Genomic DNA, 19,975 nt, shown 5'->3' with positions numbered 1-19,975 from the left:
CCGAGATCTCCCGCCGGCCCGCGGCGATCACCCGGTGACCGCCAGGCAGCAGCACGCACCGGCCGACCCCCGCGCGCGGCGCCCCTCCCCGCGCGCGGTGTCCCCTTCTCCCTCGCCCGCCCAGAGAGCCCGCGCGGATCGCTGCGCGCGGCCATGAACGGCATCCAGAGTTCACATGCAAAACTGTTGCAACAGATTCGTGGTTGCTATAAATGTCGCCGCATGAACTCCGAGGCTCCCGCGCGTCGAGGCCCAGCGCGCCCGTCCCGGGCGCGAAGGAGCGCCGGCGCCGCCGCTTTTGTCGCGGCCGGAGCTCTGCTCGCCGGCGGGGCCGCGCACGCGCAGGACGCCGGCGCGGTCTCGCCGGCGGAGCCGGCCCGGGACGCCGCGCCGGACGGCGAAGCGCCTCCGGGCGCCGCGGATGAACCCCGACAGGCGCCGGAGAATCACCCGCCGGTCCTCACCTCGTTCGTCGAGGCCGATTACCCGGCGGCCGCTCTCGCGCAAGGCCGGGAGGGGACCGTCGTGCTGAGGCTCAGCATCGAGGCGGATGGGCGGGTGTCGGCGGCGGACGTGGCGCAGGCCGCGGGGCACGGCTTCGACGAGGCGGCGCAGGCCGCAGCGCAGCGCTTCCTGTTTTCGCCTGCGCGACGGGGGGACACCCCGGTCGCCTCCCGGATCCTCTACGCCTACGAGTTTCACCTCCCGAAGGCGCCTGCGAGCGGCGCGCTCCGCGGGCGCGTGCTCTTGCCCGGCGCGAGCTCGCACGGCGTCGCCGGCGCCGAGGTGCTCGTGCGGCATCAGGATGGCTCCACCGAGCGAACGCGCACCGACGGCGAGGGCCGGTTCCGGATCGAGGGCCTCGCGCCCGGGCCCTGCGTCGTGATCGCCGAGGCGAGCGGCGTCGGCCGGGCCGAGGTCGAGACCGAGATCGCCGGAGCGCACGTCGCCGAGATCGCCTTGCGGCTCGTGCCATCCGGCGAGGAGGCCCCGATCGAGGTGACCGTGCGCGGGCCGTCGGAAGCCGAGCGGCGCCGGCAGTCGGCCGAGGCCGTGACGGTCGTCGAGACGGACCGCATAAAGCGGGAGTCCTCGGACATGGGCGAGGTGCTCGCGCGCACGCAGGGGGTCGGCGTGCGCCGCGAGGGAGGCCTCGGCTCGGCCACGCGCTTCTCGCTGAACGGGCTGACGGGCGATCAGGTGCGGTTCTTCCTCGACGGCGTGCCGCTCGATCTGGCCGGCTATCCCTTCGGCGCCTCCAATGTGCCGGTAGGCCTCGTCGAGCGCGTCGAGATCTACAGCGGCGTGGTCCCGGTGCGCCTCGGCGCCGACGCCCTCGGCGGGGCAGTCGACCTGATCACCGATCAGGACCTCTGCGCGTCGCGCGCCGGCGCGTCCTACGAGGTGGGTTCGTTCGACACCCACCGAGCGGCGCTCGCCGGCAGCCACCTGCACAGGCCGAGCGGCCTGTTCGCCCGCGCGAGCGGCTTCTTCGATTACGCGAAGAACGACTATCCGGTCGAACTCGAGGTCGAGGACGAGCGCGGGCGCTTCTCGCCCGCGCTCGTCTACCGCTTTCACGACGCGTACCGCAGCGCGGGAGGCCACGTGGAGCTCGGGGTCGTCGATCGGCCGTGGGCGCGGCGCTTGCGCCTGCGCGCCTTCGTGACCGACTACGACAAGGAGTACCAGCACAAGCTCGTCATGAGGGTCCCGTACGGCGGCGTGACGTACGGGGAGACGTCGGCAGGCGTGAACCTTCGTTATGAACAGCCGCTGGGGCGCGGCGTGTCGCTCGACGCGGTGGGCGGCTATGCGTACGTCCGAGGGCGCTTCCTCGACGTCGCGACCTGCGACTACGACTGGATGGGACGCTGCGACCCCGAGGACAGCGAGCCTGGCGAGACGGACGCTGTCCCCCACGACCAGGTCTTCTGGGACCATTCCGCCTTCGCGCGCCTCAACGTGGAATGGCGCATCCGGCCGTCGCACGCCGTCCGCCTGGCCGTCGCGCCCACCTACGTGACACGGACGGGGGATGAGCGCCGGCAAAGCGACCTGGATAGCCCCGATCCGCTCTCCGATCGGCGCAGCGTGCTCGCGCTGGTGAACGGCATCGAATACGACCTCGACCTGCTCGAGGACCGGCTCGATAACGTCCTGTTCATCAAGCAGTACGTGCAGCGCGTCGCGAGCGAGAGCTCGGCCGCCGGTGATCTTGCGCGCGACCGCGACGGGAGCACCCACCGCTTCGGTATCGGCGACGCGCTCCGGTACAGGTTCACGCCGTGGCTCTACGGGAAGGCGTCCTACGAGTGGGCGACGCGGCTGCCCAGCCCCGACGAGGTCTTCGGCGACAACACGTTCATCGCGGCCAACCTCGGGCTCGATCCCGAGATCAGCCACAACGTCAACCTCGGGCTCACCCTCGACGCCCGCGAGACGCCGGCGGGCGCCTTTCGCGCGACGGGCAATGGCTTCCTGCGCGCAGCGGACCGGCTGATCGTGCTCCTCGGCAACGATCGGGACCAGAGCTACGAGAACGTCCACGGCGCGCGGTCGCTCGGCGTCGAAGGCTCCGCCGGATGGACCTCGCCCGGGGAGCACCTCGCGCTCGACGGCAACGTCACCTACCTCGATTTCCGCAACACCTCGAGCGAGGGGGCGTTCGGCGCCTTCGAGGGAGATCGCATCCCGAACCGCCCGTACCTCTTCGCCAATGGGTCCGCGCGCCTCCTGTTTCGCCGCGTCTTCGCCGCGGAGGACGAGGTCGCGCTCACGTGGAACAGCCGCTACGTACACGAGTACTTCCGCACCTGGGAGAGCCTCGGCCGGCGTGAGTCCAAGCAGGTGATCCCCTCGCAGCTCGTGCACTCGGCCGGGCTCGGGTACGTCGTCCGGCGCGGCAGCGCGAGCCTGAGCACGACGCTCGAGATGCAGAACCTCACGGATGAGCGTGTGTTCGACTTCTTCGGCACGCCGCGCCCGGGAAGGAGCTTCTACGTCAAGACCACGGCGGAGCTCTGAGCTCGAGAGGCAGGTGATGGGATGAACGGCCACGCGACGAACCAACAGACCCTGCGGCACGCCGAGCACACGAACCCGAGGAGATGAGATGCACACCGTCGTAGCCGTCAAGAACCTGCTCGTTCAGTCCGGCGCGTCCTGGGTCCTTTGGCTCCTGTTCGCGCTCTCGGCGGGCAGCATCGCCATCGCGATCGAGCGCTGGCTCTACTTCCGATCGAAGGACGACGACGTGCGAGCGCTCGCCGCCGAGCTCGACGCCCACCTGGCGAACGGCTCGGTCGCCGCCGCGCTCGACGCGCTCCGGCCGATGCGGTCGGTCGGGGCGATCGTCGCCCGCGCGGGCCTGAGGCTCGCGCAGCGCGGGTCGGCAGCGGCGGACAAGGGGATGCAGAGCGCGATGGCCGCCGAGCGGAAGGCGCTCGAGGCGCGGCTCGCGTACCTCGGGACCCTCGGCAACAACGCGCCTTTCGTCGGCCTCTTTGGCACCGTCATCGGCGTGATCCTGGCGTTCGAGCAGCTCGGTCAGGCCACGGGGGCGGCGGGCGGCGGGGCCGCGAGCCAGGTCGCCTCCGCCGCGGTCATGGCGGCGATCGCGGAGGCGCTCGTGGCGACGGCCGTGGGCATCGGCGTCGCGCTGCCGGCGGTGGCCGCTTACAACTACCTGCAGCGCCGGATCGCCGCGATGCTCGACGACGCCGAGACGCTCTCGAACCTGGTGCTCGCCTACCTGGCGACCGGAGAGGCCGCGTATCCGTCCTCTCGTGTCGAGCCCGCGCGCGCGGCCCATGGCGGCGCTTCGATCGACGAGCCGATGAACGGCGAGGCGTCCCGCCCGGAGGCGGCCTAGTCATGGCGAGCGCCGGGCAGAGCGCGAGATCCCGCCGCGGCGGGATCATCGAAGGGATCAACGTGACGCCGCTCGTCGACATCACGCTGGTCCTCTTGATCATCTTCATCGTCACCGCGAAGATCGTCGTCGCGCCCGCCGTCCCGCTGGATCTGCCGCACGCGTCGCAGAGCGAAGAGGTCCAGGCGGTGCTGAGCGTGGTGCTGCCCGCGGAGGGGCCCGTGCAGGTCGACGGGGCCGCGATCGACGATGCTGCGCTCCGCGAGCGCGCGCGGGCGGCCCTGTCGCGCGATCCGCAGCTCCGGGCCGTGATCCAGGCCGACCGCGCCGCCTCGCACGGCCGCGTGATGACGGTGCTCGACACGCTGAAAGCCGCGGGGATCGCGCGCGTCGCCTTCGGCGCCGTCCGCCCGGAGGCCGAGGCCCATGCGGCGGAGAGGACGGGCCACCAATGAGTAAATCGGAATTCCACCCCGAGAGCGTCGCCGGCATCGTTCTCGACGCGGCGCGCGCCCACGTCCAGCCTCGGCGCGCGAGGGGAGGGGCCCGCGCATTCGCGGCTGACAGCACTGCCGGGATCGTCCTGGGAGCCGTCAAGGAGCATTCGGCCCGAGCGCTCGTGCTCGCGCTCATGCCGGCGGCCGTCATGCAGGGCACGGTCGGGATCATCGCGCTCCGCCTGGGACCGGACGACACGGCGGCGAGCCAGCGCGAGGCGCGCCCGCCGCTGCAGGTCGAGCACGTGGTCGATCTGGCCCCACCACCGTCGCCGCCGAGCCCCTCGCCACAAGCGGAAGCTCCGGCGCCCAGGGCCGCCGAGCGCTCCCCCGCGCGCGCGGCCGCTCCTGCCGCTCCTCGGGCGCCTGACGCGCCCTCCGCGCCTCCACCGCCCGCGCAGGCAGGGCAGGTCGCCCTGGCGGAAAACGCGGCTGCGCCGCTCGATTTCACCGGGTTCGACATCGCCGTTGGCCGCGGAGAGCGGTATGCCGGCGGTGTCACCTCCTCTGCGGGGACGAGCCCGCAGGCGGTGAACGCCGCGCGTGTGGACCCGAGCGCTCCTCCGGAGCGCCGGCAGGGAGGCCCCTCGCGCGCGAGGCCCGTCGGGCAGCCCGCGCGGGAATGGACTTGCCCCTGGCCGCGCGAAGCGGACGCGCTCTCGGTGGACGAGCAAACGGTGGTCATTCGCACGGTCGTTCGTTCGGACGGCACCGTCGCCTCGGCGGAGCTCCTCTCGGACCCGGGATACGGCTTCGGCCAGATGTCGCTCGCGTGCGCCCGCAGGCAGCGATTCCTGCCCGCCGCCGACGAGGGAGGCCAGCTCATCACGGCGACGTCGCCGCCCATCCGCGTGAGGTTCACGCGACATTCGCGATCCACAGGCGCGCCCTAGCGAAGCCCGACGCGAGAAAGGAAGCGAGAGATGAACTCTTCAGGTACTACCAGGCTCCTCGAGGTCGAGGCCGCCGCACGCTCGAGCGCCCGGCGTGGCGAGCAAGGGCGGCGGCTGCGGCGGCTGCGGCGGTTCACCGAACGATGCGTGAACGTGAAGGGGCGCGCGCGATGGCCAGTCGCGATGGCGTGCCTCTTGTCCCTGCCGCTCATGGCTGGTTGCGGCAGCGACCCCGGGGAGAGCGGCGTCGAGGAGCCGGACGACGGCGGCCCCCGCTATGCCACCATCAGCCGCATCGAGGACAATGACTTCACGAACAGCACCGTGTTCGTCTGGGTGGTCGACGACCTGAGCGGAGGGGCCGTTCGCCTGGACGAGGCCATCGAGCTCCCCGGGAGAGGCTCTATCTGGGGAGTCCCGCGAACCGAGGTGTTCTACCTCGTGAGCTCCGAAGATCTCACCGTCTCGAAATACAGGGTGGTCGCCGGCAAACCGGAGCTCGACGCCCGGCTCGGGCTCGGCGGAGCCGGGATCTCCGTCCTCCTCGCGGAGAAGATGGTGTTCGACGGCCCGGACCGAGGGTTCCTCTTCGACCTCGTCTCGGGGCAGGTGCTCGAGCTCGACCTCGCCGCCATGGAGATCTCCCGGCGCATCGACGTGTCGGACGCGCAGATCGACGCCGCGGACTACACATTCGTCGGGGAGCCCAACTTTCGTGAGCATGGCGGCCGGCTCGTCGCTCCGCTGTACGGCGTGAGCGCGGCGTACGATCGCGTGGCCAGCGAGTCGAAGATCCTCTTCTTCAATCCGACCGACGGCTCGTTCGAGGTGAAGGCCGCCCCTTGCGGAGGCCTCCTCAACACGGTGAAGGCGCCGAGCGGAGACATCTATTTTTCGTCCGATCCCTATGTCGCCTCGGTCTTCATGACCGACCCGGAGAGAGCTCCTGCGCCGTGCATGGCGCGCCTGGCGGCGGGCCAGGACGAGCTCGACGCCGACGTCGTGGCGCTCAACGACGTGACCGGCGGCCCGACGGGCGGCATCGTCCCTGGCTCCGACGGCGTGGCGTACGTGCGCGTGCTGGACACCGGCAGCTTCTCGCCCGGCGCCGACGCCACCCATCTGGAGGCGTACGCGGCGCAGGACTGGCAGACGTGGCGCATCCAGCTCGACGATCCAGGATCGGCCGAGCGCCTCGATCGCCAGCCGCTCGCCGGCGGCATCAAGGTGTTCGAGGTGGACGAACAAGCCTACGAGAACGAGTCAACGACAGGCTTCGAGTCGACCACGCTGGTGCGGACGACCGGAGACGGCGCGCCCGCGCGCGCGCTGACGATGCCTGGCGTCACGTGGAGCGTGTTGCGCGTGCGCTGAACCGGATGCGGAGGGATCCCATGTCCAACTCGAACGGGCTGATCGTGAAGGGGTTGACGAAGACGTACGCCAACGGCGTTCGAGCGCTGAACGGCGTCCACCTGAACGTCGGACCGGGGCTCTACGGGCTCCTCGGTCCAAACGGCGCGGGCAAGAGCACGCTGATGCGCACGCTCGCCACGCTCCAGACGCCGGACGCGGGGACGATCACGTTCAACGGGATCGACGTCATTGCGTCTCCTGACCGCCTCCGTCGCCGCCTCGGGTACCTCCCGCAGCAGATCGGCGCGTACCCGGGGGTGACGGGGCGGTCTCTGCTCGAGCGGTTCGCCTGGCTGAAGGGGCGCACGGACCGGCGCGAGCGCGACGCGGAGATCTCGACGCTGCTCGCGCGCGTCAACCTGAGCGACGTCGGCCACCGCGAGGTCGCGACGTACTCCGGGGGCATGCTGCGGCGGTTCGGCATCGCGCTCGCGCTCGTGGGATCTCCGCAGCTCCTCATCGTGGACGAGCCGACCGCCGGCCTCGATCCGGCCGAGCGCAACCACTTTCATCGCGTGCTCGCGGAGGTCGCCGCGGAGGCCGTCGTGTTGCTCTCGACGCACATCGTGGACGACGTGGAGAACCTCTGCGGGCGGCTGTCGATCGTCAACCGGGGGCGCGTGGTCGCCGAGGGAGCGCCGGCCGAGCTGACCGCGCCGCTCGCGGGCCGCCTGTGGACCCGGACGTACGCGCGGGGCGAGCCGATCCCCGACGACGCGCTGAACGTCTCGCCCACGCCGAGCGGCACCCGCGCCGTCGTGGTGCGCGATGTGTCGCCAGGCGACGGCTTCGTCGCTCACGCGCCCAAGCTCGACGATGCCTATCATTACCTGCTGGCCGAGTCGCGACAGGCGGAGGCCGCATGAGCTCCGCGCGCACCTATGTCGTCGAGGCGTGGCACGAGCTGCGGGCGGGGCTGCGTACGTCGCTCGTCCCGCTCATGTTCGTCGGCCTCGTCGGCTATCTGTTCATCATGCTCTCGAGCGCGGAGTACCTGCGCGACATGGGCGGGGCAGACGTCGCGCGCAACAGCCCGCATGTGGTCTTCCTGATGACCTCCGGGCAATCGTTCTGGCTCATCTTCGCGTGGGCGTGGATCTTCGCGCAGGTCGTCACGCGGGATCGCGCGGCGGGGCTCCACGAGCTGGTGCTCTCCGCGCCCGTGTCGCTTCGCGGGCTGCTGATCTCGCGCTACATCGGCGCGGTCGGGCTCGCTTGCATCCTGGGCTCGGCGAGCTCGCTCGGGTTTCTGCTCGTCCCCGGGCTCGCCGCGCTCGGGGTGTTCCCCGAAGAGGCGGTCGGGCCCACGCCGATCCTGGCGATCGCGTCGTCGTGGGCGCTCTTCGTGGTGCCGTCGGCCATCGGCCTCGGGGCGCTCTACCTGACTGCGGCGCTCCGGACCCGGAGCACGGCCGGGCCGTTCGCCGTGGCGGCGGTGGTCATCTTGATCTGGATGGTGGCCATGATCGTCCTGCGGGGCGGTGACCTGCACACGGACATCGCGACCGTGGTCGACGTGAGCGGCTTCGGGGAGGCGGAGGCGCAGACGAAGCGCTGGACGCCGCACGAAAAGGCGACGGCGCAGCTGGCCATGACCGCGCCGCTCCTCGTCAATCGGCTCCTCTGGACCCTGGTCCCCCTCGCCGTCCTGGCGTTCGCGCTCGTGCGGCACGGGCGCGAGTCGCTCGTGCTCGGGCGGACCGGCAAGCCGTCGCCGAGCGGCGAGGCGACCTTTCGTGCCGCCGCGCCCGCCGCGCCCGCCGTCGCAGCGCTGCCGCCGATCACGGCGCCATCCTGGCTCCGCGCGACGCTGTCCGAGGCGCGCTGGCACCTCTCGCTGACGACCCGAGGGTGGGCCTTCCGTACCGCGGTCGCGCTCTGGACCCTCATGAACGTGGCAGGCGCCTTCTACCATGTGATCGGGCACGCCGAGGGGCCGCTGGTCCCACGGCCTGCGCTGCTCGCGCCGTTCCTCATCCGCCTTTGTTACGTGTTCTCCGTGTTCGCCGTGGCGGGGTTCGTGGGGGCGCTCGCTCGTCGAGATCAGCAATCCGGGTTCGACGAGATGATCGACGCGACGCTGGCGCCGCTCGGCACACGCGTGGTTGGCCGCGCCGTCGCCGCCCTCCTGTTGACGACGGTCATGGCCCTGGCGCCGACGCTCTCGGCGTGGATCGTGACAGGTCTCACCCTCCCTTCGAGCTTCGAGCCGTGGAATGCGCTGCTCGTGAACGCGCTCGTCGCCGCGCCCGCCCTGCTGGAGCTCGGCGCGATCACGTTCCTCGTCCACGCGCTCGTGCGTTCGCCCGGTACGGGGTACGCCGCCTCGATGCTGGCTGCGTTCATCGCGCTCGTGAATCATGAGATCGACATCGTCTCGTATCCACCCGCGCAGCTGGGGATCCCGGTGCATGTCGCCCTCTCCGAGCTCTCGGGGTGGTCTCCGTGGCTCGTGCCGGTGCTCGAGATGGGCATCCTGAAGCTCGGCTGCGTCGGCCTCGCCGTGGCCCTGGCGTGGCTCGCCTACCCGCGCGGCACGGCCCTGAGGAGGATCGACCGATGGCGCGGGGCAGAGCGGCAGCTCGCCCAGGGCGCGGGAGCCCTGGCGGCCCTCAGCCTCTTTGTGATCGCTTGCTCATCGACGATCTTGCACGAGCAGATCGTTGTGCAGAGCGGCTTCGCATCGAAGAGCGAGGAGAACGCCGGCGACGCGGCCTGGGAAGCCCGTTTCTGGCCGGAAGCGTCGGCGTTCTCCGTGGAGGGCGGCGAGGTCGAGGCGAAGATCGCGCCGTCCGCGCGCACCGCCCACGTCCGCTGGACGCTGCGGGGAGTGCGGGCCAGCGCGGCGAAGCTGCACGGGAGCCTGCGCACCGGGATGGACATCGACAGCGCCCAGGTCGACGGCTCCCCTCGTGAGGTCGTCACGGCGAACGAGCACTTCATGGTCGATCTGGGCAGCTGCGCGCAGAGCGGGTGCGACGTCGAGCTCGAGATCACGATCGCGTCGCCCCGCTGGTTCGCAGAGGGGGAGGCGCCGTGGCTGGACGGCTCCGGCGTGTGGGCGCGCGCGGCCGATCTCGTCCCGCGGCTCGGGCACGACGGAGAGCGAGCGCTGCGATCTCCATCCACACGCCGTGAGCTGGGGCTCGCGGAGCGCCCCGGCGCGCTCGACAGGAATGCGCTGGTACCCGCCCTCGCCGTGGCGCCGGCGGGCCTTTGGCGCTGGTCGGTGTCGTTCTCCGAGCAAGGCGTGAGCACGCCTGTCGAGGGGAGCACGACACAAGGCCTCGACTTCGCCGTGGCGTGGCTGCCCAGGGGGGCGGAGCCGAGACAGCTGCGGCAGGAGGGCCTCACGGCGTGGCATGGCCCGTCGCGCTCCGGTACGGCGCGCGAGGTCCTGGAGGACGTCCAGGCGATGGGCGCGTGTGTTCACGCGCGGCTCGGGGCCGTCCCGGAGGTGACGACGGTCGTGCAGGCGCCGCGCGACCTCGGCGAGATCCGGGCGCACGGCGCGGTCCTGTGGCTGCCGGAAGGGGACGGCTGGGACGTGGCCGCGTCCGGCGCCGGACGCCTGAAGCGGCGGGCTGCGGTGGCCGAGGCGCTCGCCGCGCGCTCGCTCGCGGACCGCGCCGATCTGCGCGCGGAGCCGGGGGCGCGGTGGCTCATCAACGGCGTCGCGGGGTGGATCGGGCTCGAATGCGTGCGGCGGTCCGATGGCGGTGACGCGTGGCTCGCGCTCCTGGATCGCCGCAGCGATGACGTCGCGGATGCGCTCGGCGCCCTCGACGCGCCCGTGTCGGGTCTGGCCGATGACGGCGCGGCCAGCTGGGTCATGGCGTACGCTCCGCTGGAGACCCTCGCATGGGCGCAGGCCATCGGAGACGCCGAGGCGCTGCGCGCAGCGACGCGGGTCGCCGACATGGTGCGCTCCGGAGAACCGGTCCGAGGCGCGCTCGCGCGAGCAGCAGGCCCGATCATGGCCGACCGCCTCCTGGGTCCCCCTTCGGCCTCGGATGTGACGGTCGCGATCGCCGACGGCGGCGCGCTGGAGGTTCGCGGCGAGCGCTCGCGGTGGGAGGGGGGTGGCTGGCGGCCCGTCTCCAGCTCGTTCGAGATCGTTCAACGCTTCCACGACGAGGAGACGCCGGCGCGCGTGACCCGCGTGCCGGCAAGATTGGAGAGCGATGCGCAGTTCGTCGTCTTCGACGCGTGGCCCTCATTCGAACGCTCGCCGCGGGACAACGCGTGGAAGGCAGGCCCCCATTGATGGCGCGAGCCCTCGCCGCGCCTGCACATCCTCGGGCGTCACGAGGATGAGGGCTGTGCAACGAACATGTTTCGCTGCGGCATGGAGGACCCGTTGGCTGCGCTGGTGCGCGCTGAGTAGGGAGGCGCCTGACGAGCGCATCGTCGACCTATTTCGTTAGACTTTCGATTGTGATCTGAGAGGTCGAATTCCTCCAGATCCGCTTAAATTAAGCGCGGAGGCGCCTCCGGGGAGCGATCGTGTCCGCCGCACGAATTCGCCGTCCGCCCGGCTTGACGTTGATGCAATTCATATGTATATGAATTTAGTACGCAGCTTCAAGATGTAGGCGACTCAGCGTCGTGCCTATCGGCGCTCGCGAGGCCACGCTCCACGGGCATGGCGTCGCGAGCCAGGAGGGGTACATTTGCGATAGCTGTCCATGACAGGTCGGCGTGAGCTCCGACCCGCAGATCGCGGGGGCGGGCGCTGTCGTATTGTCATGTCGTGACGAGAATCTCGTCTGGATGGGGTGCGACCGCATGGGCCTGCGAACCCTCGCAGGGCCCGCGGGTCGATGCTGGAAGGCGCGCGAAGAGGAACGCTTCGACCATCTGCCGCTCGGTCGACGTGTTTACCGTGACGCCTGTTCCCGATTCGAAGGCTCGCCACCCGAGCACGAAGCGGGGGCGCGGCCGTGGCTCGCGCCTGGAACACTGCCCGTAGCGAGCGGGACGTGGGCTGAAGAGCTCACGTGCTCCTCCTGCGACTGACGTCTCGGTTGCGGCCTCTCGTACCAGAGGTGACCTGTGTTGCAAAAGCAACTTTTATGTAAAAACAACGGAAGCGATGCGGAGCGACAGGGTGGATGTGCCATCTTTCGCTCCCCTCGAAGAAATCGAGGCGCAGGCGGCCCGGGACGGCATCACTCACGTGCGGGGCGAGCATGAACATCTCTCATCAACGGCACTACTTCGAGCGCCGCGTCTCGATCGGCGCAGACCCCATCGACCTCGCGGCGGCGCTCGCCAGGTCGGGCTCGCACGCGACGTACTTCGTGTACGAGCGCGACGGCGAGTGGAGCGTCGCCCTCGGCGCGGCCTTCGAGCTCACTGCAGACGTACACGGCGTGCACCGCATCGACGCGACAGGGAAGCAGAGCTGTCCCGGCGGGGACTGGCTCGCCGCGGTCGAGGCGGCGCTCGCGTCGATCCCGCTCCGTGGCTGGCGCGCGTACGGCACGGCTTCGTTCGAGTTCGCGTACCTGCTGCACGGCATCGAGGCGAACCTCGGCACAGAGCCCCTGCTTCACCTGACCATCCCGGAGGTCGAGATCCGCCTCCAGCGCGGCACGGCGCTGGTTCGAGCGCTGACCTCGGACGAGCTCGAGAGGATGGTGGACGTCCTCGCCTCCTCGAACCGGCGCCATGCGCGCGGGATGAGCGACGTCGCCGGTCTCCCCCCCGTCCCGTCGGAGGTGCTCCCCGCGAGGCTGCTCGAGACGACCGGCGCGGCGAAGTACAAGGAGCTGGTGGCCGCGGCGACGAACGAGATCGCGGCGCGCAAGCTCCACAAGGTCATCGCGTCGCGCGTCGTCCCGGTCGCCGCGCCCGTCGATCTGATCGCGACGTACGTCGCCGGGCGGCGACAGAACACCCCGGCCCGATCGTTCGTCGTCAACTGCCGCGGCCTGAAGTTCGCCGGGTTCAGCCCGGAGACCGTGCTCGAGGTGACCGCCGGAGGGCAGGTGATGACGCAACCGCTCGCCGGGACCCGGGCGCTCGTCTCGGACGACAATGAAAACGCGCGCTTGCGGGCCGAGCTGCTCAGCGATTCGAAGGAGCTGGCGGAGCACGCGATGTCCGTGAAGCTGGCGTTCGAGGAGCTCAGCCGCGTCTGCAAGCAGGGGAGCGTGACCGTGAACGAGTTCATGGGGATATCCCGCCGCGGCACCGTTCAGCACCTCGCCTCACGGCTCTCGGGCATGCTCGAGACGGGCAACACGGCCTGGACGGCGTTCCAGGTGCTGTTCCCCGCCATCACCGCGTCGGGGATCCCCAAGAGGGAGGCGGTCGACTGGATCCGGAGGCACGAAGCGGAGAGCCGGGGCCTCTACTCGGGCGCGGTCCTGACGCTGGACCACGACGGAGCGATGGATGCGGCGCTCGTGCTGCGGACGATCTTCCAGCGGGGGAGCAGCGTCTGGCTGCGCGCGGGCGCCGGGATCGTCGCGGAGTCGACGCCCGAGCGAGAGCTGGAGGAGACCTGCGAGAAGCTCCAGAGCGTGGCGCGCCACCTGGTGCGGTCGGAGTTCGCCAGCGAGCCGGTGTGACGCAGGGGACATGGTGTTCCGGACTTGAGCTTGCCTTCTCACGAGTCAGCCAATGCACGAACAGACACAGCGAATGCACGACGAAGTCGCCTCTTCGGATCTGAGGGAGACGGTCGCGAGCGTGCTCGGCGTGGTGGCCGAGACCGTCCGTGAAGACAGCAACCTGATCGAGCTCGGGATGGACTCGATCACGATGATGCGCCTCGCCGGCAGGTGGCGGCGGCAAGGCATCGAGGTCGACTTCGCCGAGCTCGCGGCGAACCCGCGGGTGTCCGCCTGGAAGGCGCTGATAGGAGAGCGAAGCTGTACCAAGGGCGAACGCGACGAGCGTTCGCCCGCCGCGGCCACGATCGACGAGGCAGCGCCCTTCGAGCTCGCGCTGATGCAGCACGCGTACTGGGTCGGCCGCGAGCAAGGCCAGCAGCTGGGCGGCGTCGCCGCGCATTTCTATAACGAGTTCGATGGCGAGCGGGTCGACCCCGCGCGGCTGGAATCTGCCGTACGGGAGCTGCTCGGGCGGCACGGCATGCTGCGCGTGAAGATCCTGAGCGATGGCCGCCAGCAGATCCTGCCCGACAGCCGCGGGCGTGGGCTGAAAGTCCACGATCTGCGTGCCCTGTCGGCCGAGGCGGCGCAAGAGGCGCTCGCCGAGCTGCGCCGGACGCTGTCGCATCGGACGCTGGATCTGGCTGCCGGCGAGGTGTTCGACATCCAGATCTCGCTCCTGCCGGACGCGATCCGCGCGGGCGGCACGCGCCTGCATGTGAACCTGGACATGGTGGCCGCCGACGCGCTCAGCCTGCGGGTGCTGCTGGCCGACCTGGCGCACCTCTATGCCGGCTCGCAGCCGCTGCCTCCGATCAACACGAGCTATCCGCGCTACCTGGCGGAACGCGAGGCCAGCCGCGCGAGCGTCAAGGGCCAGCGGTCGCGGAACGCCGACCGAGCGTACTGGCAAGCTCGCTTGAGCGACCTTCCCGCTGCGCCGGAGCTGCCCGCCGCTCCCTACCACGTGAACGTGGGCGCCACGACGGTGGTGCGGCGCCATCGCTGGCTCGCTCCGGAGCAGGTGCGCGCCTTCGCGTCTCTGGCGGCGCGCCACGGCCTCACGCCGGCCATGGCGATGGCAGCGGTCTTCGCCGAGACGCTGACCGCCTGGAGCGCGGAGCCGCGGTTCTTGATGAACCTGCCGATGTTCGACCGAGAGCCCTTGCACCCGGACGTCGGGATGCTGGTGGGCGACTTCACCTCCTCGGTGCTCCTGGCCTGGGACGGCGCGGCGCCCGGCACCTTCGCTGAACGCGCGCAGCGCCTCCAGACCCAGTTCCATGCGGACGCGGAGCACGTGGGGTATTCGGGCGTCGAGGTGCTGCGCGACCTCTCCCGGCAGCGAGGCGAGCAGGTGCTGGCCCCTGTCGTGTACACGAGCGCGCTCGGCCTGGGCGAGCTGTTTCCGGAGGTGGTGAAGCAGCGCTTCGGGAGGGCGTCCTGGATCATCTCCCAGGGGCCGCAGGTGTGGCTGGACGCGCAGGTCACGGAGCTCGACGGCGGCCTGCTGGTCAACCTGGATGCGCGTGAAGATGCGTTTGCGCCGGGCGTGCTGGACGCGATGTTCGACGCGCACGGCCGCCTGCTGGAGCGCCTGCTGGCGTACGAGGAAGCCTGGCGGCAGCCTGTGCCCGCGCTGCTCCCGGGAGAGCAGCTGAAGGTGCGCGTCGCCGCGAACGCCACCAGGACAGCAGTCTCGGGCAAGCGCCTGCACGACGGCTTCTTCGAGCTCGCGAAGCGACAGCCGGAGGCGCCTGCTCTCTTGTGGGGCGAAGGCGGCAGGATCTCGTACGGGGAGCTCCGGCAGCGCGCGCTGCGCGTGGCGGGCTACCTGCGCGAGCACGGCGTGAGCGCAGGTGACGTGGTGGCGATCCAGCTGCCCAAGGGTCCGAGCCAGATCGTCGCCGTGCTTGGCGTGCTGGCCGTCGGCGCCACGTACCTTCCGATCAGCGTGGATCAACCCGCGCTGCGCCGTCAGCGAATCCTCGACGCTGCCGGCGCCGCCCTCGTGCTCGATGACGTCCCGGAGGGGCAGGCGCCGCTGGCGGAGCCGCTGGCCGGCGCGGACTCGGATCTCGCCTACATCCTGTTCACCTCGGGTTCGACGGGCGAGCCGAAAGGCGTGGAGATCACCCACGCCGCGGCGATGAACACCATCGATGATCTGAACCAGCGCCTTTCGCTGGGCGCGACCGACCGGACGCTCGCGCTGTCCGCGCTCGAGTTCGATCTGTCAGTGTACGACATCTTCGCGCCGCTGTCGGCCGGCGGCGCCGTGGTCTGCGTCGAGGAGTGGGCGCGTCGCGACGCGGGGGTCTGGGTCGAGCTGCTGCGCAGCCATCGCGTGACCGTCCTCAACTGCGTGCCTGCCCTGCTCGATATCACGCTCGCCGCGGCCGGCGACGGTCCCGGTCCGCTGCCGCTCCGGGCGGTGCTCCTGGGCGGCGACTGGGTCACCCTCGATCTGCCGGGCCGCCTTGCGCAGCGCGCTCCGCGCTGCCGCTTCATCGCGCTGGGCGGCACCACCGAGACCGCGATCCACTCCACGATCTGCGAGGTCACCGAGGTGCCTCCGCACTGGAAGTCGGTGCCGTACGGCAAGCCCCTCGGCAACGTGCAGCTGCGCGTCGTCGATCCTCTGGGGCGCGACTGTCCGGACTTCGTCCCGGGCGAGCTGTGGATCGGCGGCGCCGGCGTGGCCCGCGGCTACCGCGGCGACCGAGAGAAAACGGCGAACAAGTTTCTCCAGGCGGACGGGACGCGCTGGTACCGCACCGGCGACCGCGCGCGTTACTGGGCCGACGGCAGCGTGGAGTTCCTCGGGCGCGCCGACTTCCAGGTGAAGCTGCGCGGGCACCGCATCGAGCTCGGCGAGATCGAGGCCGCGGTCGGAGGTTATCCCGGCGTCAGCCAGGCCGTCGCGGTGCTGGGTGAACGTGGGCTCTATGTGGCCATCACCTCGGAGGATCCGAGGATCGATGTGCCTGCGGCAGGCGAGATCATCGATCTGCGGCAACCGCCGCCGGAGCTCGCGGATCTGCGCGAGTTCCTGGTGAGCCGCCTCCCCGCCGTGATGGTGCCGGACCACCTGTGGCGCTGCAGGAGCTTGCCGCTCACGCCCAACGGCAAGATCGATCGCAACGCCTTGCAGCGAGCGGTGAACAGCATGGCCCTTCAGGCCAAGGCGACCGTGACCGCGCCGGTCGGCGAGGTGGAACGCCGGGTCGCCGGGGTCTGGGCCGAGCTGCTCAAGGTGCCGGAGGTGGGCCGCGAGGACAACTTCTTCTCCGCGGGCGGCGACTCCCTCCTGGCGACACGCCTGGTGCGCCGGCTGCGCGAGGTCGGACTCGACGGCGTCAAGCTGGCCGATCTGTTCGCCCGTCCGACGCTGGCCGAGTTCGCTGCCACGTTGTCGCTCGGCGCGGGCGCTCCGGCGCTGCCGGCCCTGGTCGCCGATCCGGAGAACCGCCACCAGCCCTTCCCGCCGACCGAGGTGCAGCGGGCCTACTGGCTGGGTCGAGACGAGAGCTTCACGCTCGGGGGCGTCGCCTGCCAGTTCTACCGCGAGTACGACGTCGTCGATCTCGACGTGTCGCGGCTGGAGGCGGCCGTCAACGTCCTGGTGCGGCGGCACGAGATGCTGCGCGCCGTCTTCGATGAGCAGGGCCAGCAACGCATCCTCGCGGACGTGCCGCGGTTCGCGATAGAGGTCGTCGACGCCGGCGAAGATCCGGCTCAGGCGTACGAGGCGCTGCGGCGCGACTGCTCACACTGGGTCTTCGATCCGACCCGCTGGCCGCTGTTCGGCATGCGGGCGGTGCGGTCGGGCGACAGGACGCGCCTCGGCATCAGCCTCGACAACCTCATCCTCGACGCGCTCAGCATCCTCACCTTCTACGCGGAGCTCACCGCGCTCTACGAGGCTCCCGACGCTGCTTTGCCGCCGGTCGGGCTGTCCTTCCGCGACTACGTGCTGACGTGCACGCCGGGATCGGAGGCGCTCGCCGCCGCGCGGGCGTACTGGGCGAAGAAGCTGCCAGAGCTGCCGCCGGCGCCGCAGCTGCCGCTCGCCAGAGATCCGGCCGAGGTGGGGCGCCCGCGCTTCACGCGCCACGAGGGCAGCGTCGACGCGAGCCGATGGCGCCGCATCGTCGAGCGCGCAGGTGAGCACGGCATCACGCCGTCCACGGTCCTGCTCACGGCGTTCGCCGAGGTGCTCAGCCGCTGGTGCAGCCGCCCCGACCTCACGCTCAACCTGACGCTCTTCGATCGCCGCGAGGTGCATCCCGACATCCACACGGTCATGGGCGATTTCACGTCGCTCACGCTGATCGGATACCGGCCCGCCGCCGGCGAGAGCTGGGTGACGCGGGCCCGGCGCGTCCAGCAGGAGCTGGGCGACGCGCTCGACCATCGCGACGTCTCGAGCATCTCGCTCGTTCGCGAGCTGGCCAGGTCGAGCGGCGCGCCGAGCGTGACCATGCCGGTGGTGTTCACGAGCGCCCTCGGCGTCCCCGGCGGCACCGCCGCGCCGGCCAGCGGCCCTTTCAGGAAGCAGGTGTGGGGCCTGACGCAGACCCCGCAGGTGTGGCTCGACCATCAGGTGATAGAGGCCGAGGGCGGCATCGCCCTGAACTGGGACGTTGTCGAGGACCTGTTCCCGGAAGGCCTGATCGCCACGATGTTCGACGCGTACCTGCGCGAGCTGAGCTGGCTGAGCAGCTCCGAATGGCACCTGCCCGTGCCCGATCTCCTGCCCGAGCCGCAGCGGCGCGCGCGCGCGCTCGTCAACGCGACCGCCGGAGAGAGCCCACGGCAGAGCCTGCACCGCGCGTTCTTCGACCTGGCGCGCGAGCAGCCGCAACGGATCGCATTGCGCTGGGGCGAGGCCGACGTGATGAGCTACGGCGAGCTCGCGTCGCGCGCGCTGCGCCTCTCGGCCGCGCTGGCCGAGCAAGGCGTGGCGACAGGCGATGTCGTCGCCGTGAACCTGCCCAAGGGGCCCGATCAGATCGCCGCGGTGCTGGGCGTGCTGGCGGCCGGAGCCGCCTACCTGCCGGTCGGGGTGGATCAACCCGATGCGCGCCGCGACAGGATGCTGGGCCAGGCAGGGGTCCGCGTCGTCGTCACCGGCCCGGAGCCGAGGTGCTGGCCGGAGGGCGTTCGTCCGTGTGTGTTCGGACAGGCGATGGCGTCTGCGCCCGCGCCGAGCCCGGCGGCGATCGACGCGGAGCAGCTGGCTTACATCATCTTCACCTCCGGATCGACCGGCGAGCCGAAGGGCGTTGAAATCACCCATCGCGCCGCGCTGAACACGGTGCTGGACATCAATCAACGCTTCGGCGTCGGCGCGGAAGACCGCGTCCTGGCCGTGTCTGCGCTGGATTTCGATCTGTCCGTCTACGATATCTTCGGTCTGCTGTCCGCCGGCGGCTCGCTGGTCTTGATCGAGGAGGAATCGCGGCGCGATGCGAGGCGCTGGCACGAGCTGGTGTGTCGGCACGAGGTGACGATCTGGAACAGCGTTCCGACCTTGCTCGACATGCTGCTCATCGTCAGCAGCGAGGCGGAGCCGCCGGGCGCCATCCGCCTGGCGCTCGTCTCGGGCGACTGGATCAGGACGGATCTGCCCGGGCGGCTCGCCGCGCAGCGGCCGGGATGTCGGTTCATCGCGCTCGGCGGCGCCACCGAGGCCTCGATCTGGTCCAACTTCTTCGAGGTGGATGGGATCCAGCCGTCGTGGCGTTCGATCCCCTACGGCTATCCCTTGCGCAACCAGCTCTTCCGCGTGGTGGACGCGCATGGCCGCGACTGTCCGGACTGGGTGCCGGGCGAGCTGTGGATCGGCGGTCTCGGGGTGGCGCGCGGTTACTGCGCCGCGCCGGATCTGACGGCTCGCAAGTTCGTAGGAGACGGCGCGCGGTGGTATCGCACCGGCGACGTCGGGCGTTACTGGCCCGACGGCGCGCTGGAGTTCCTCGGCCGCACTGACACTCAGGTCAAGATCCGCGGGCATCGCATCGAGCTCGGCGAGGTGGAAGCCGCTCTGCGGTCGCACCCCGGCGTGCGGGATGCGGTGGCCGTGGCGGCCTCCGGGCGCCTCGCCGCCGCGGTGGTCCCCGCTGCCGCGGAGGAAGCGCGAGGCGCGGCGGTCGACGGCCTGAATGGCCACCGCCCGGACGCTGCCGCGGAGCTCAGCGCGGAGCAGCTGCGCGACCATGTCACCATGAGCCTGCCGATTCACATGGTGCCAGAGAGGATCGTGGTGCTGGCCCAGCTGCCGCTCAGCGCGAACGGCAAGGTCGACCATGCCGAGATCGTCAGGCTGATCTCGGTGGAAGCCGAGCCCGACGCCCGGGAGGTCGAGCCCCCGCAGGGCGAATGGGAGCATGCCGTCGCGGCGCTCTGGAGCGAGCTCCTGGCCGTCGCCAGCGTCGGCCGCCATCAGAGCTTCTTCCAGCTGGGCGGCGACAGCCTCCTCGCGACGCGCTTCATCGAGGCCGTGAATCAGCGCCACGCCATCATGTTGCCTCTGAGGCGCCTGTTCAACGGACCGACGCTGCGCGAGGTCGCAGCGGCGCTCGCCGCCGAGCACGAGGCCCGCCAGGAGATCGAGGAGGGCGTGCTCTAGCGGCCTCCGCCGCGGTGGCGCGCCGGAGCCGGCGCGCG

9 protein-coding genes are annotated in these 19,975 nt (G+C 70.9%); all 9 read left to right on the top strand.

Features of this window, described 5'->3' with window-relative positions:
* Positions 1-222 precede the first annotated feature (222 nt).
* The 9 genes from mxcH to WME73_RS41725 all read left to right on the top strand — a co-directional run bounded on the left by mxcH (position 223) and on the right by WME73_RS41725 (position 19,937).
* Positions 223-3,027: a TonB-dependent siderophore myxochelin receptor MxcH gene (mxcH, locus tag WME73_RS41765; protein ID WP_437913195.1), complete on the top strand. Its 2,805-nt coding sequence runs from the start codon at positions 223-225 to the stop codon at positions 3,025-3,027.
* A gap of 88 nt (positions 3,028-3,115) precedes the next feature.
* A complete protein-coding gene (locus WME73_RS41760; RefSeq protein WP_437913194.1) occupies positions 3,116-3,874 on the top strand; it encodes a MotA/TolQ/ExbB proton channel family protein in 759 nt (252 codons plus the stop codon).
* Between the two features lie 2 nt (positions 3,875-3,876).
* Positions 3,877-4,329, top strand: a complete 453-nt coding sequence (locus WME73_RS41755) for an ExbD/TolR family protein (protein WP_437913193.1) — start codon at positions 3,877-3,879, stop codon at positions 4,327-4,329.
* Positions 4,326-5,264 (top strand): ferric siderophore ABC transporter substrate-binding protein, encoded by a 939-nt coding sequence (locus WME73_RS41750; RefSeq protein ID WP_437913192.1) that lies wholly within the window; start codon positions 4,326-4,328, stop codon positions 5,262-5,264. Before WME73_RS41755 ends, WME73_RS41750 begins: the two co-directional genes overlap by 4 nt.
* A 30-nt stretch (positions 5,265-5,294) precedes the next feature.
* Positions 5,295-6,638: a hypothetical protein gene (locus tag WME73_RS41745; RefSeq protein WP_437913191.1), complete on the top strand. Its 1,344-nt coding sequence runs from the start codon at positions 5,295-5,297 to the stop codon at positions 6,636-6,638.
* A gap of 20 nt (positions 6,639-6,658) precedes the next feature.
* Positions 6,659-7,546, top strand: coding sequence for an ABC transporter ATP-binding protein (locus WME73_RS41740; protein WP_272102574.1), 888 nt, complete (start codon positions 6,659-6,661; stop codon positions 7,544-7,546).
* Positions 7,543-10,947 carry an ABC transporter permease gene (locus WME73_RS41735; RefSeq protein ID WP_437913190.1) on the top strand — a complete coding sequence of 1,135 codons (3,405 nt, stop codon included), beginning with the start codon at positions 7,543-7,545 and terminating at the stop codon, positions 10,945-10,947. Before WME73_RS41740 ends, WME73_RS41735 begins: the two co-directional genes overlap by 4 nt.
* A gap of 925 nt (positions 10,948-11,872) precedes the next feature.
* Positions 11,873-13,258, top strand: coding sequence for a salicylate synthase (locus WME73_RS41730; protein WP_437913189.1), 1,386 nt, complete (start codon positions 11,873-11,875; stop codon positions 13,256-13,258).
* A gap of 73 nt (positions 13,259-13,331) precedes the next feature.
* On the top strand, positions 13,332-19,937 hold the full coding sequence (locus WME73_RS41725) for an amino acid adenylation domain-containing protein (protein ID WP_437913188.1): 6,606 nt from the start codon (positions 13,332-13,334) through the stop codon (positions 19,935-19,937).
* The last annotated feature ends 38 nt before the right edge of the window (positions 19,938-19,975 follow it).

The organism is Sorangium sp. So ce302 (assembly GCF_051530145.1).
GTDB classification, from domain to species: domain Bacteria; phylum Myxococcota_A; class Polyangia; order Polyangiales; family Polyangiaceae; genus Sorangium; species Sorangium cellulosum_B.
Note: the sequence above shows the minus strand (reverse complement) of the source record. Positions and strands in the feature narration are given on the sequence as shown.

Bases quoted from the DNA above. Each gene is read 5' to 3' on its own strand.
- mxcH (WP_437913195.1), top strand. From the start codon at position 223: ATGAACTCCGAGGCTCCCGCGCGTCGAGGCCCAGCGCGCCCGTCCCGG.
- WME73_RS41760 (WP_437913194.1), top strand. From the start codon at position 3,116: ATGCACACCGTCGTAGCCGTCAAGAACCTGCTCGTTCAGTCCGGCGCG.
- WME73_RS41755 (WP_437913193.1), top strand. From the start codon at position 3,877: ATGGCGAGCGCCGGGCAGAGCGCGAGATCCCGCCGCGGCGGGATCATC.
- WME73_RS41750 (WP_437913192.1), top strand. From the start codon at position 4,326: ATGAGTAAATCGGAATTCCACCCCGAGAGCGTCGCCGGCATCGTTCTC.
- WME73_RS41745 (WP_437913191.1), top strand. From the start codon at position 5,295: ATGAACTCTTCAGGTACTACCAGGCTCCTCGAGGTCGAGGCCGCCGCA.
- WME73_RS41740 (WP_272102574.1), top strand. From the start codon at position 6,659: ATGTCCAACTCGAACGGGCTGATCGTGAAGGGGTTGACGAAGACGTAC.
- WME73_RS41735 (WP_437913190.1), top strand. From the start codon at position 7,543: ATGAGCTCCGCGCGCACCTATGTCGTCGAGGCGTGGCACGAGCTGCGG.
- WME73_RS41730 (WP_437913189.1), top strand. From the start codon at position 11,873: ATGAACATCTCTCATCAACGGCACTACTTCGAGCGCCGCGTCTCGATC.
- WME73_RS41725 (WP_437913188.1), top strand. From the start codon at position 13,332: ATGCACGACGAAGTCGCCTCTTCGGATCTGAGGGAGACGGTCGCGAGC.